Origin of the sequence: Halobacillus sp. H74 (genome assembly GCF_052246715.1) — a bacterium.
GTDB classification, from domain to species: Bacteria; Bacillota; Bacilli; order Bacillales; family Halobacillaceae; genus Halobacillus; species Halobacillus litoralis_A.
The window spans coordinates 283,865-296,969 of sequence record NZ_JBQQCI010000003.1 but is presented as its reverse complement, the minus strand read 5'-3'; the positions used below and the strand labels follow the sequence as shown (position 1 = coordinate 296,969).

Here is a 13,105-nt window from a genome sequence, read left to right as displayed (position 1 = left end):
TTCTGGTTCCTCAGGTATAACATTTTATGGAAATCAGAGTCCGATCCGGTCAAATATGCGGTCGACTTGTTTTAAGTGGTGTTTATAGTCAAAGCAGCCATCCAGCTGTTCTTCTGACAATGTGGATGTAATCTTGTCATCTGATTCAATCAGTTCACGGAACGGTACTCCGCGTTCCCATGCTTCCATCGCTTTCGGTTGCACCAAATCGTACGCTTCCTCGCGTACCATACCTTCGTCGATGAGCGTCAGCAGCACGCGTTGGGAGAAAATCAAACCATATGTCTTCTCCATATTTTCTTGCATCCGCTCAGGGAAAACCGTCAGATTCTTCACCAGATTTCCAAAACGATTCAGCATATAATTAAGTGCGATTGTCGCATCTGGCAGGATGATGCGTTCAGCAGACGAGTGGGAAATATCACGTTCATGCCACAATGGGACATTTTCGAAAGCTGTGACCATTTCACCGCGAAGCACGCGCGCCATCCCAGTCATGTTTTCAGAACCGATCGGATTGCGCTTGTGAGGCATCGCAGAGGAACCTTTTTGTCCTTTTGCGAAATACTCTTCCACCTCACGTGTTTCCGTTTTTTGAAGTCCGCGTATTTCTACGGCGATTTTCTCAATAGATGTTGCGATCAAGGCTAATGTCGACACGTAGTGGGCGTGGCGATCGCGCTGTAATGTCTGTGTCGAAACAGTCGCCGCGTCCAGCCCGAGTTTTTCGCAGACATACTCTTCCACATATGGGTCGATGTTCGCGTATGTGCCGACAGCACCGGAAAGCTTACCAACTTCGATATGCTTTAATGCAAGATCTAATCGTTCCAAGTTACGCTTCATCTCTTCATAATACAAAGCGAGCTTCAACCCGAACGTGGTCGGTTCCGCATGGACACCATGGGTCCGCCCCATCATGACTGTGTGCTTATGTTCCTGAGCTTTTCGGCCAAGGATTTCAATGAAATTCACCAAGTCTTTACGGATGATTTCATTTGCCTGCTTTAATTGATAAGACAGGGCCGTATCTACGACATCTGTAGAGGTCAGCCCGTAATGGACCCATTTCCGCTCTTCGCCTACTGTTTCTGATACTGCCCGAGTAAAAGCTACAACATCATGCCTTGTTTCTGCTTCGATTTCATGGATACGCTCTACATCAAAAGATGCTTTTTCGCGAAGCTTAGTGACATCCTCTCTTGGGATGACACCTAATTCACTCCATGCTTCACATGCTAAAAGTTCAACCTCCAGCCATGCTTGATAACGGTTCTCCTCTGTCCAAATTGCACCCATTTCAGGACGTGTATAACGTTCAATCATCGTCTTCCTCCTCGTCGGTTCCTACCATAAATGAATTTGATTTTCTTCGATTTTTTCTTCAATCTCTGCTAAGTCGTTACCGATAAACGTAATATGCCCCATCTTACGGTACATTCGAGACTTTCCTTTTCCGTAATCATGAAAATGAAAACCGTAATACTGCTCTATTTTGTCTATCAAAATTTCGCGATGTTTACCAAGCACGTTCACCATGACTGCCGCTCCTACAGTATGAACGGGGAGAAGTGGAAGGCCGCAGATGGCACGGATATGCTGTTCGAACTGCGATATATTACACGCTTCAATTGTATAATGCCCAGAGTTATGTGGTCTCGGTGCCATTTCATTAATGAAGACCTCTTCATCTTTGACGAACATTTCTACCGCAAACGTCCCGATTACTCCGATATGTTCAGCAAGCATACCGACTGCCTTTTCAGCTTTTGCGACCACGCTTTCAGAAACATTTGCCGGTACCCTCGTCTCATGCAAAATGTGATTTTTATGAATATTTTCTGCAGTTGGGAAGGCGGTGATTTGTCCGTCCTGTCCTCTCGTGAATACTTGAGATATTTCAAGATCGAAGCTCAACCATTCTTCCACGATATGAGTGCCGCCTTCTTTGATGAACGTCTCGGCTTCATCAAGCTGCTCCTGTTGTTCTATCTTCAACTGCCCTTTCCCATCATAACCGCCACTGATCGTCTTAATTACTGCCGGAAACCCTATTGTTTCAAGTGCTTCCGTCAATTGATCGTAAGTTTGAACAATACGATAAACAGGCACGGACAGCCCAGCATCGACAGCTACTTGTTTTTCTTTCTCACGGTTTTGCGTCACCTCAAGTGCATAAGCTCCTTGAGGCAGCTTCGCTTCAGTTTCAAACAATCGAGCAACGGAAAGGTCGACATTCTCAAACTCATAAGTAATAACATCACTAACATCACTTAATCGCTGAGCCGCATCGACATCATCATAAGCTGCGACAATCTGTTCATCAGCAAGAGGAGCGCACGGACAATCTTCAGATGGATCCAGAACTGCAATCCGATACCCCATCTGCCTCGCAGCAACAGCCATCATTTTTCCTAACTGACCGCCACCGAGGATGCCTATCGTTTGCCCTGGTCGAATGACTTTATTATCCACGCAAATCCCTCCTCATCCCTTCTACTTTATCCACCATCGTCTTTCGATAGTCTGTCAATCTACCAGCTACATTTTCATCAAACGCACCGATTATTTCGGCTGATAATAAACCAGCGTTCTTTGCTCCAGCCCGACCGATTGCTACCGTAGCAACAGGGACACCACCTGGCATTTGCACAATCGAGAGTAATGAATCAAGTCCTTGCAGCGCCTTCGATTCTACAGGAACGCCAATCACCGGTAAGGTTGTTTTCGAAGCGACCATTCCCGGCAGATGAGCAGCCCCACCTGCTCCGGCAATGATGACTTTCATCCCTCTCTCCCGTGCCTCAGCCGCATATGTGAACATATCTTCAGGAGTACGGTGAGCGGATATAATCTCTTTTTCATAATCGATGGAGAGCTCATCCAATACTGCACATGCTTCCTGCATCGTCTCCCAATCTGAAATACTTCCCATGATTACGCCAACTTCAGCCATGCAATCCCTCCCAATCTTCTTCCAAACATAAAAAAACCTGCTCGACACCTCAAGCATGAGAGGAGTCGAACAGGCATACGTATGTCCGGTGATAGAAAGCTCCCCTCATAGTCCGGAAATTTACGGTTCCCAGGTAGAGACGTACGGGCCATATCCCCGTCTTATATGAGGTCGTCTATTCAATTCTGCTTTTATCATATCAAGAGAAACTTGTGGATGTCAACGTCAATAACGAACGATAATAAAAATGAAAATAAAAAACGTTCGGTTTTATTGCTTAACTGCATGAAATACGATCGTTTTTCCTACAGGCTCCATCACTTTTTCCCCATTCCGTGTTTCTTCCCGGAAAATCGGCTCTTCAGCACGGCGAATCGGCATGTAGCCTTCTTTCTTCATCCGATCAAGGCATTGATCGATTGATTCTTTTTCACCGACTTCAAAGCGCTTCTTGCTGTTCTTTTTGGGCATCGCGAATCTTTCCTCTCTTCACAGATTTCGCCCAGAATCCCCCGTGGATCTGTTTCGGTTCGTAAGCTACGATGAACGCTTTCGGATCGATGTAGCGAATGGTTTCATACAAAGCTAGTTCATACTTCCTCGGTGTCAAAATTTGCATCGCCAAACGGTCGCCTTCCATCCCATAAGCATACCAGCTCGTCACACCATATCCTTTTTCCCGCAGCCGGCGGGTGAATTCGATATCTGGGTCTGAAGATATCACGTTAACTGTAATATACCCGAGTGCGAGCTTCTCTTCAATCTTCATCCCCACGATCACGCCGAGTCCGTACCCGACCGCGTACGCAATGACATTCTCGATTTGATCCATACGGTCCAGCACGAGTCCGAGGCCGTAAATGTAGGTGACGATCTCAAACATACTAATAAAAGCTGCAAAATAACGCTGCCCTTTCAATGTAAAAATCATCCGCAAAGTAAAAAATGACACATAAACAATGTTGACGGCTAAAATAATCACAATAAGCATTAATGGGTTCTCAAACATGGATGTAGCCTCCTAAAAGAGATGCAAATAAAGACCCGAGATATTCACCTAGTCGATATTCTTGCATACACTATAAACCATGAGAAGAGACATACACAATATGTTTTCATCGCAATTAGTGACAATTTATGGAGGTTGATGAAATGGACCAGTTCAAAGATTGGAAAACAAATCTCGACCGCTTCTTCGGCCAGGAATTTTGGGGGGACTTCGAAGGGATGATGAAACCGTCCATCCCTGCCGTCAACCTTTACCAGTATGACAACGAACTTCTTTGCTTTGTCAACATCCCGGGCATGAATCATCCTAAGAACGTCGATGTGCTCGTCGATCACTCTACCTTGACCCTGCGCGGAAAAATCGAAATCAATCAACGCGGCGGTCACCAGATAAAATCAGAAATTGCTGATGGAACTTTTGAACGCAGTATTGACCTCCCTTTCCCGGTCAGACACGATAAAGTGGAAGCGACCTATAAGCACGGCCTTCTCATCATTCAATTGCATCGTTACATTTCTGACTCGACCCGCCAACGCCCCATTACAATCCGTCATCTGGAAGATGAATAAAACCGGCAGCCACTTAACGACTGCCGGCTTTGTTTTGTTAAAGGTTTGCCGATTCGAACGATATAGAACGTAACGCCAAGTTCCCCTTTTATCCCTCTATCTTGTGTGTCACAGAAATCCCCGTTGGAACCGACCGATTCCTATGCCAAAAATATGAAATACAAAATGAAGATGATAAATAGTACATACATGATCGGATGGATTTCTGCTTTTCGCCCTTTCAAAAGCATTGTAATCGGATAGAAAATAAACCCGATGGCAATACCTGTTGCAATGCTGTATGTGAGCGGCATCGCAGCCACGGTGAAGAACGCAGGGACACCGATTTCAAACTGATCCCAGTCGATATTCTTCAAAGTCGAGGCCATCAAGACACCGACAATGATCAACGCAGGAGCGGTAACTTCCGCTGTTACTACAGACAACAAAGGCGAGAAAAAGAGCGCCAATATGAAGAATCCAGCTGTAACCACCGATGCAAAACCAGTTCGACCACCTGCTCCTACACCAGCTGTCGATTCAATGTAACTTGTCGTCGTTGAAGTACCAGCAATTGCACCAACAACCGTTGCCGCAGAGTCTGAGAACAAAGCGCGGTTCGCACGAGGAAGCTTGTTGTCCTTCATGAAGCCAGCTTGGGTCGCAACTGCAACAAGGGTTCCTGCCGTATCGAAGAAGTCGACGAATAAAAATGTCAGAATAACAACCAGCATTTCAATTGTAAAAATATCACCAAAATGAGTAAGAGCTGCTCCAAATGTCGGGGCAACGCTTGGCGCAGAACCGACGACATCATTGATACCTGTCGGTGGTGCAATCAGCCCTGTCACCATCCCAGCAATCGCCGTCAATACCATGCCATAGAAAATACCGCCCCTCAACCCTAGCGCCATCAAGACGATACTGACAATGATTCCAAAAATCGCAAGCAATGTTGGTCCAGCTGTCAAATCACCCAATTGCACGAGTGTTGCATCACTGTTTTGAACGATGCCTGCATTTTGGAAGCCGATGAAGGCGATGAACAAACCGATTCCGGCCCCCACCGCCAGTTTCAAGTTTCCCGGGATGGCATCGATGATCAATTGGCGCAAGCCTGTTAAAGTTAATACGATAAAAATAAGTCCAGATGCCAAAACACCAGCGAGCGCCGTTTCCCATGGAATGCCATACCCCAAAACAACCGTGTAAGCGAAGAATGCGTTCAGCCCCATACCAGGTGCTAAAGCGATTGGGTACCTCGCATACAAGCCCATTATCAACGTACCCACCGCCGCAGCGATGGCTGTTGCAGTGAACACTGCCCCTTTATCGATCCTTGTAACACCTTCAGGAAGCTGCTCAATTCCATCAAGCGCCAAAGTAGACGGGTTGACGAACAGAATATACGCCATAGCTAAAAACGTAGTTAAACCAGCCATGAACTCTCTTCGATAAGTTGTCCCGAATTCCTTGAATTTAAAATATTTACTCATGCTGTTTCCTCCCCTTTTACCTCTCTCTATTAAATGCCGACTTATTTTTGGTTCCAGGTACTTTTTCTTTTTTGTTTACCTGTTGTCCACAAAAAAAGACACTCCTGGATAACCCCAAGAGTGTCTACGTCTATACGAAGGAAACGGGCGAGGAAGTTACTGAAAAAAGCACTACCCTTCGCCAATTCACCAACGTAGTCAGACTGATATACGGAAGTCTGGTAGAAACTCATGGGCCATATCCCCAAAATTATACGACGGTGTTACCTATTCAATTTCTCTTAATTGATTTCATCTTACAAGGTTCGACAGCAACCGTCAACCCTGAAACCGAACATTAATTAATGAGGGAGTCTTTTTGTTCGCTTATTCCCACTCGATCGTCGCTGGCGGCTTACTTGTCACATCATAGACGACGCGGTTGATGTGATCGACCTCATTGACGATTCTAGTAGAAATTTTTTCTAAGACTTCCCATGGAATACGTGCCCAGTCCGAAGTCATCCCATCAATGGATGTCACTGCGCGAATACCGATCGTGTAATCATAGGTACGCTCGTCCCCCATGACACCGACTGAACGAATATCAGGAAGCACTGTGAAGTATTGCCAAATGTCCCGGTCCAACCCGGCATTTTTGATTTCATCTCGAAGGACAGCATCCGATTCGCGGACAATTTCCAACTTCTCTTCGGTGATTGCTCCTAAAATACGAATCGCCAGCCCAGGGCCAGGGAATGGCTGACGCCACACGATATGCTCAGGCACTCCGAGTTCAAGCCCTAGTGCACGCACTTCATCTTTGAACAATGTGTTCAATGGCTCAATCAGATCAAACTCCATATCTTCAGGCAGTCCGCCAACATTATGGTGTGATTTGATCGTTTGTGCTGTTTCTGTACCACTTTCAATGATATCAGTATAAAGAGTCCCTTGAGCAAGGAAATCGATATCCTTCAGCTTCTCTGCTTCATCATCAAATACATAAATGAACTCATTCCCGATGATTTTACGTTTCTTCTCAGGGTCGGATACACCTTCAAGCTTGCTCATGAAGCGATCCTTTGCATCAATTTTAAGGATGTTCATGTTGAAACCATCCCCAAGTGTACGCATGACATCATCCGCTTCATTTTTACGTAATAAACCGTGATCGACAAAAATACATGTCAGTTGATCTCCGATAGCACGGTGGATCAAAGCTGCGACTACAGAGGAATCGACCCCTCCACTCAGCGCACACAAAACTTTACGATCGCCGACTTGCTCGCGGATTTTTTCTACTTCCATTTCAACAACATGTTCCATCGTCCAATCATCTGTCGCTTCACAGACTTCAAAAACAAAACTCCGCAAAATATCATTTCCATACTCGGAATGGCGGACTTCTGGATGGAACTGGACGCCGTACATTTGCTTCCCGGTATCACTCATAGCAGCGACAGGGCAGGACGAGCTTGTTGCATCCACTTGAAAGCCTGCCGGTGCCTCAATCACTTTATCACTGTGACTCATCCATACAGGTTGTTCACGTGGTGTCTTTCGAAAGATCACCGGGTCTTTTGCAACCTGAATATCCGCTTTTCCATACTCCCGCTCATTGGCACGTTCTACTTTTCCGCCAAAATGATGAGTCATGAGCTGCATTCCATAACAAATACCAAGCACCGGAATCCCTAATTCGAACAGATCTTCATCACAACGGAAACTCTTCTCGCCATACACACTGTTCGGTCCCCCTGACAAAATGATGCCACTGGGGTTTAGCTCTTTGATTTCTTCGACACTGATTTTGTGAGAGCGGAGTTCACTATACACTCCGAACTCCCGGATCCTTCTTGTGATCAACTGATTGTATTGACTACCAAAATCAAGGACGAGAATCATACCTTGCACTTGTTCCATACTCTTCCACTCCTTCTTTCTTCTTTTCTATATAGTGTCGGTTTCGTTGCTTTGGCTTGGAGAAATGGGGTCTTGGAAATGACTCGCTTTCCACGGGGAAGACGGCAAGCCTCCTCGAGCTAAAGCTCTGCGGGGTCTCGCCAGTCTATCCTTTCCCGCAGGAGTCTAGCCATTTCCAAAACCCCATTCCCATGATTGGAGGAACGAAACCATCATTCCAGTTCATAAAGGGAGTCTCCTGGAAGAAGGCTCTACCTTGAGGTTTGAGCATTTTTCAACATTCCTGGAGAGTACTGGGACTGATCGATTCCAAAGAATATCATATCGCAAGGGGCGTTGGGGGACGGGGAGACTCCTGCGGGAAAAGAGTTCTAGGTGAGACCCCGCAAGGCGTTAGCCTGAGGAGGCTCAACGGACTCCCGCGGAAAGCGACTCGTCCCCCAACGCCCCTTGCCTTCATTAAAAAAAATGGATTCCTGCCTTACGTTTCAATAAAACAAACGACGAAGGCAGAAATCCATCCATGTACACACATGTCACGTGATTCCCACCTTCATAGTCAGGGCGTTTACGGTGCCCCGGTAGAGACTCTCGAGCCTTATTCTCGAGGATATACGAAGGAAGAATGTATCTGATAATTTCCATTCATTCTATCAACCGTATCTAAAGGAATCAAGACAATGCTTTTTTAATTAAATTTTCCCATAATTCAGTGACTTTTGGCCATTGACTGCTTTGTGATTCATTCCGATATACTAGACGCTCATAATGATTCGTCAGACGGCGCATCTCATTTGTCTGGAAATGTCGATCGACCGTTCCCGCATAATCCCTGAGGGTTTGCTCTGGCTTACGCTTCAGCCCTTTATGGGCAAGCAGTTTCAATAAATAGTGGTACGCTTTTTCATACGTATCTTCATCCTTATTTTTTCGGTAACGGCGGATGAGCAATGCCGACATCCAGCGGAAACGGGTGATATAAAGGATGACAGCGGTCACTAAGATTGCAGTAAGTGTAACCCATAGCCACGTATAGCTTTTGTCGGAAGAACCTCCGACACCTGCATCTCCTGACTCCTGTTCTTCTTCCATTTGCTGCTGAGGGTTACCCATGTTGTCTTCAGGTGTATTTTCCTCTTCCGAGGTTGCATTCATATCTTCTCCTGCCTCAGAGTCTATATCTGAATAGAAATCAGCGTTATTGGTAAATCCTTTCGTCGGTTCAAATGGGACCCAGCCAACTTCAGGGAAATAAACTTCCACCCATGAGTGGGCATTTCCACTAGTCACTTCATAGACATTCTGAACCTCGTCAGAATAAGGATTTTCCTGAGCATCAATCCTTTCTCCGCTAGTGAATCCTTTTACCCACCGGGCCGGAATTCCTTCAGACCTTAACAGAACGACCATCGATGTAGAAAAGTTGTCACAGTAACCAATCTGGGAATCGAATAAAAATTGATCTACATAATCCTCATTCTCCTCAGGTACCGGGACATCGGTAGTCGAATACTCGAAGCCATTTGAAGAAAAGTAGGATTCGACTGCTTTCGCACGATCATAACGATTATCCTCTTCCTCGACGATTTGACTCGCCAGGTTACGTACGCGGTTCGGTAAATCATCAGGCAGCTGAAGATACTTTTCACGAATTTCTGCCGGATCTTCTGCATCTGCTTTCCGTAACTGATCGTATTCAAAGGAAGGGAAATCATAATTCAAGACATATGTGTTGACCTTCGCCGGCGAGTCTCCTTTGATTGTGTCCATTTCCCCTGTATTTTCATGCACCCGCAATTCATATTTTGCAGGATATTCTAATAAGGAGCTCAACCCGTAAGGATAGACAAGCTTGCGGAAGGACGCATTATTTGTCATTTGGATCATTGCCCTCTGCTCTTCCACTTCTACTTCATCAGTAAAAGTTTCATAGGTTATATTATCTGGATCCATGGAGGCTACTGGTTCTTCTAACGTATCTTCCCATCCTTTTCCTGTATAGGTATCTTTCGACTCGATTCTCCAGTAACGATCTCCATCCGCAGTCGCACGGAAAACACGGGTGTCATCCTGCACGAAGGAACCTCCTAAACGGCTGTCATCTTCGCCATACCCGACTTTCTGTGTGCGTCCGCTCCCGCCGGGGCCAGATCCCCCTGTCGCACTTTCTAAGTATGGAACAGGGTCCGGCCACTGTGGTGCTAGTTTAGGAGAAGCGTAAGCAGCTGCCGATGAAAAGAGAATGACTGCTAACAACGGGAGAGCCCACACTTGCGCTTTGTGAAGGCCTCTGAAAGAAATAGACTCCTTCTCCATCTCTTTCGCAAAGCTGGAGAACCCAAGAGCGATCATCCCCAGTACGAACGTCCGGACAATCGCCCATTTCCCATCGGAGACAGTGAAAGTATCTGTCACAGTCACAAAAACGAGTGTGAGAAGCACGAAGATGAACATCCTTCTTGCTACAACGAACCAGTAATAGAGCAGATAACTCATCAACCATAATAAAATTAAGAACAATAAGCTGCGGAACATTGGCGTCATCTGCCACCATTCCTGCCCTTGGATCATTTGGATGTTGAAAACGATTTGCTCATAAATGACTGAAAACCAGTCGCGAGAAAAAATCCTCTCTGCTATATACAATCCATCAATAATGAAGGCCATCCCCAAGCCCTTCAACGGAATGGAAAGCCACCACTGGATTTGCAAAAAGGAAACAAAAAAACAAAAAGTGGCGTAGACGAAGAAGACTCTGACATCATTGGTGTGCGAAATGGACTCCATTGGTCTGAGCCACTCACAAAACAATAGAAACCCTATGATATAGAGGGTAAGCTTATAGATGAACGAGTGTCGTTCAAGCATTATGTGTTCACCTCGAATTCTTGTTGCGTCAATTGCTCTTCTGATAACACATTGACAATGACCCCTTGGTTTTTCAATTGTTTCACAGATTGATGGTCTTGGAACTTCATTCGTTTATAAGGACGAACATAAAAAAAGACTACTCGCTTACTCTTTTTCGCCAATTTACTCAATGCCACTTGAATATCATTGTCCAAATGGTGACTAACTACCATCATCATGACTCCGCTCGGAATCGAAGCGTGCTCCCTTTCCAATTGCCGACCAAAAGGAATCCGCCCTATTGGACGAATCTTTGCCAGATGCCCCTGAATTTGTTGGTGAGGAGAGTGATCCTGGTGAAAAGGAAAATACTTACGCCCATCTCCGAGGGTCATGAAAGCGAGCGGGGAGGCTTTTTTATGAAAAGCATTCAATAATGAAGCTGTAAATTCAACCGAACCTTCAAAGCTCAATTCGTTCATTTCAGGATGATAGGCTGCATTCAAAATAAGCAGCATATCAACGCTTTTTTCTTGTTCGAACTCTTTGGTCATCATTTGGTTTTTCTTGGCCGTCGTCTTCCAGTCAACCCATGCGAAACGGTCTCCCGGCATGTACTCCCTGACACCAGTAACGACATTGGTATTCTTCTCATTAAGCTTGAACGAAGGGCTCGCCCCTTGCTCGAAACTGTAAACCCGTTCTTTCATCTTCACAGGTCTGAGGTAAGGAAAGACCACCAGCTTATTTTCCTGCTGATATACTTCTTCTTTTTTTACAAAACCGAAGAAATCCCCTGTCTTAACGCGAATGGCTTTTAATGCATGTTCCCCACGCGGAACCTTCGCCAGCTCGTAATTGAAATTGATATGTTTACTGAACCATGGGAAAGCGACACGCTTCACTTTTCTCGATTCATAGTAATCTTCCGTTTTTTCCATATCTTCATACTTGCTGACGTGCTCGTCCACTTTTTTCAAAGAATCCGGCAAGTACTCTTCAATCACACAATAATAGATTGGAAACGGAACCTTTCTCGTCAGTCTGACATCGACATGGATTGTCTCCCCACCCATCGCGATTCGTTTCGATAAACGGCGCTCCACCTTCCAATTATGAATCGGATAGAAAAGAACCCCTAACATATAGAGAAGAAAAGGAAGGAAGGCATAGAATAGAAACCAGCTGACGAAGCCCCCCTGGAACATAGCATAAGAAAACAATATCGCGAACAGAACCGCGACAACGCTCAACTTAGCTGAAAAATTCAACGTTTGTCTCATTCACTGATATTCCTGTTCACTGGGATGGATGTAGCTGTCAAGAGTTCTTCGATGATCGATTCCGCACTCGAACCTTCAAACTTCGCTTCAGAAGTGAGGATCATTCGATGTGACAACACATATGGAGCAAGGTATTGAACATCATCCGGGATGACATAGTCACGGTCATGAACGAACGCAAAAGCTTTTGCTGCTTTCATTAGTGAAATCGAACCACGAGGACTGACACCCAGATAAACCCCTTCATGATTCCTCGTTGCTGTCACAAGGTCGATGATGTAAAGGTTTACAGAATTATCAACATACACATCTGCTACTTCCTTTTGCAGTCCGACCAGTTCCTCCCTTGACAGCACGGCTGAAATCTCTTCAATCGGATGGCCGTTCGACGTTCTTGAGAGCATTTCCATTTCCTGCTTCGCTGTCGGATAGCCCATTTTCATTTTCAGTAAGAACCTGTCCAACTGAGCTTCCGGCAATGGATACGTCCCTTCATATTCGATCGGGTTCTGGGTGGCCATGACGAAAAATGGGTCACTGAGCGGGATCGTTTTCCCGTCTACGGTGATGCTCGTTTCTTCCATCCCCTCTAATAACGCGGATTGTGTCTTTGGAGATGTACGGTTGATTTCATCTGCTAATACCACATTTCCCAGGATCGGACCAGCACGGAACTCGAATTCCATATTCTTTGGGTTATATATAGATACACCAGTCACATCGGACGGCAGCAAATCCGGTGTGAATTGAATTCTCTTGAAATCGCAATCGAGGGATTTCGCTAGAGTTTTGACAAGCATCGTCTTTCCGACACCAGGAACATCCTCGAGCAGCACATGGCCTTTTGCCAGTAGTGCCACTACACTTAACAAGGCCGCCTCTTCTTTCCCTATCATGACTTTCCTTATATTCTTAAGCACTTCCGAAATCTTCGGTTGATACAAAAATGTTTGCTGAGTCATTTGGTGTACCCCTTTCTTCCTAAATAACAATTTTTCAGAATAATCACGCTCATTATAACTATACTATATCGCTTCTCATTCAACAAAGGATGTGAA

Annotated in this window: 11 protein-coding genes and 3 riboswitches; of the genes, 1 reads left to right on the top strand and 10 read right to left on the bottom strand. The window is 45.4% G+C overall.

From position 1 onward, the window contains the following. Positions 1–33: 33 nt before the first annotated feature. The 5 genes from purB to ACTWPX_RS07820 all read right to left on the bottom strand — a co-directional run bounded on the left by purB (position 34) and on the right by ACTWPX_RS07820 (position 3,965). Entirely contained in the window at positions 34–1,326 is a 1,293-nt protein-coding gene (gene purB / locus ACTWPX_RS07840) for an adenylosuccinate lyase (RefSeq protein ID WP_128524432.1), read from the bottom strand. Positions 1,327–1,347: 21 nt separating this feature from the next. Then, a complete protein-coding gene (purK, locus tag ACTWPX_RS07835) occupies positions 1,348–2,475 on the bottom strand; it encodes a 5-(carboxyamino)imidazole ribonucleotide synthase (RefSeq protein WP_443119241.1) in 1,128 nt (375 codons plus the stop codon). Further along, entirely contained in the window at positions 2,468–2,956 is a 489-nt protein-coding gene (gene purE / locus ACTWPX_RS07830; RefSeq protein ID WP_443119240.1) for a 5-(carboxyamino)imidazole ribonucleotide mutase, read from the bottom strand. The genes purK and purE overlap by 8 nt, the downstream gene beginning before the upstream one ends. An 88-nt stretch (positions 2,957–3,044) precedes the next feature. After that, positions 3,045–3,145: riboswitch (purine riboswitch) on the bottom strand. An 81-nt stretch (positions 3,146–3,226) separates the two neighbouring features. Beyond that, positions 3,227–3,427, bottom strand: coding sequence for an NETI motif-containing protein (locus ACTWPX_RS07825; protein ID WP_443119239.1), 201 nt, complete (start codon positions 3,425–3,427; stop codon positions 3,227–3,229). After that, positions 3,396–3,965, bottom strand: a complete 570-nt coding sequence (locus tag ACTWPX_RS07820; RefSeq protein WP_443119238.1) for a DUF2179 domain-containing protein — start codon at positions 3,963–3,965, stop codon at positions 3,396–3,398. The genes ACTWPX_RS07825 and ACTWPX_RS07820 overlap by 32 nt, the downstream gene beginning before the upstream one ends. Before the next feature lie 143 nt (positions 3,966–4,108). On the opposite strand from ACTWPX_RS07820, the gene ACTWPX_RS07815 reads away from it, so the two are divergent. After that, positions 4,109–4,534 carry an Hsp20/alpha crystallin family protein gene (locus ACTWPX_RS07815; protein WP_443119237.1) on the top strand — a complete coding sequence of 142 codons (426 nt, stop codon included), beginning with the start codon at positions 4,109–4,111 and terminating at the stop codon, positions 4,532–4,534. 140 nt (positions 4,535–4,674) lie between these two features. On the opposite strand, the gene ACTWPX_RS07810 is transcribed toward ACTWPX_RS07815, so the two are convergent. From ACTWPX_RS07810 to ACTWPX_RS07790, 5 genes are all read right to left on the bottom strand, one after another. Beyond that, positions 4,675–6,009 (bottom strand): NCS2 family permease, encoded by a 1,335-nt coding sequence (locus tag ACTWPX_RS07810; RefSeq protein WP_443119236.1) that lies wholly within the window; start codon positions 6,007–6,009, stop codon positions 4,675–4,677. Between the two features lie 175 nt (positions 6,010–6,184). Beyond that, positions 6,185–6,287: riboswitch (purine riboswitch) on the bottom strand. Between the two features lie 88 nt (positions 6,288–6,375). Beyond that, positions 6,376–7,914 carry a glutamine-hydrolyzing GMP synthase gene (gene guaA / locus ACTWPX_RS07805; RefSeq protein ID WP_443119235.1) on the bottom strand — a complete coding sequence of 513 codons (1,539 nt, stop codon included), beginning with the start codon at positions 7,912–7,914 and terminating at the stop codon, positions 6,376–6,378. A gap of 536 nt (positions 7,915–8,450) precedes the next feature. Further along, positions 8,451–8,552, bottom strand: a riboswitch (purine riboswitch). 34 nt (positions 8,553–8,586) lie between these two features. After that, on the bottom strand, positions 8,587–10,782 hold the full coding sequence (locus tag ACTWPX_RS07800) for a transglutaminase TgpA family protein (RefSeq protein ID WP_443119234.1): 2,196 nt from the start codon (positions 10,780–10,782) through the stop codon (positions 8,587–8,589). Further along, positions 10,782–12,047 (bottom strand): DUF58 domain-containing protein, encoded by a 1,266-nt coding sequence (locus ACTWPX_RS07795; protein WP_443119233.1) that lies wholly within the window; start codon positions 12,045–12,047, stop codon positions 10,782–10,784. The genes ACTWPX_RS07800 and ACTWPX_RS07795 overlap by 1 nt, the downstream gene beginning before the upstream one ends. Beyond that, on the bottom strand, positions 12,044–13,009 hold the full coding sequence (locus ACTWPX_RS07790) for an AAA family ATPase (protein ID WP_443119232.1): 966 nt from the start codon (positions 13,007–13,009) through the stop codon (positions 12,044–12,046). Before ACTWPX_RS07790 ends, ACTWPX_RS07795 begins: the two co-directional genes overlap by 4 nt. Positions 13,010–13,105 lie beyond the last annotated feature (96 nt).

Excerpts from the sequence above, each read along its gene's own strand:
- purB (WP_128524432.1), bottom strand. The coding sequence starts at position 1,326 with ATGATTGAACGTTATACACGTCCTGAAATGGGTGCAATTTGGACAGAG.
- purE (WP_443119240.1), bottom strand. The coding sequence starts at position 2,956 with ATGGCTGAAGTTGGCGTAATCATGGGAAGTATTTCAGATTGGGAGACG.
- ACTWPX_RS07825 (WP_443119239.1), bottom strand. The coding sequence starts at position 3,427 with ATGCCCAAAAAGAACAGCAAGAAGCGCTTTGAAGTCGGTGAAAAAGAA.
- ACTWPX_RS07820 (WP_443119238.1), bottom strand. The coding sequence starts at position 3,965 with ATGTTTGAGAACCCATTAATGCTTATTGTGATTATTTTAGCCGTCAAC.
- ACTWPX_RS07815 (WP_443119237.1), top strand. The coding sequence starts at position 4,109 with ATGGACCAGTTCAAAGATTGGAAAACAAATCTCGACCGCTTCTTCGGC.
- ACTWPX_RS07810 (WP_443119236.1), bottom strand. The coding sequence starts at position 6,009 with ATGAGTAAATATTTTAAATTCAAGGAATTCGGGACAACTTATCGAAGA.
- guaA (WP_443119235.1), bottom strand. The coding sequence starts at position 7,914 with ATGGAACAAGTGCAAGGTATGATTCTCGTCCTTGATTTTGGTAGTCAA.
- ACTWPX_RS07800 (WP_443119234.1), bottom strand. The coding sequence starts at position 10,782 with ATGCTTGAACGACACTCGTTCATCTATAAGCTTACCCTCTATATCATA.
- ACTWPX_RS07795 (WP_443119233.1), bottom strand. The coding sequence starts at position 12,047 with ATGAGACAAACGTTGAATTTTTCAGCTAAGTTGAGCGTTGTCGCGGTT.
- ACTWPX_RS07790 (WP_443119232.1), bottom strand. The coding sequence starts at position 13,009 with ATGACTCAGCAAACATTTTTGTATCAACCGAAGATTTCGGAAGTGCTT.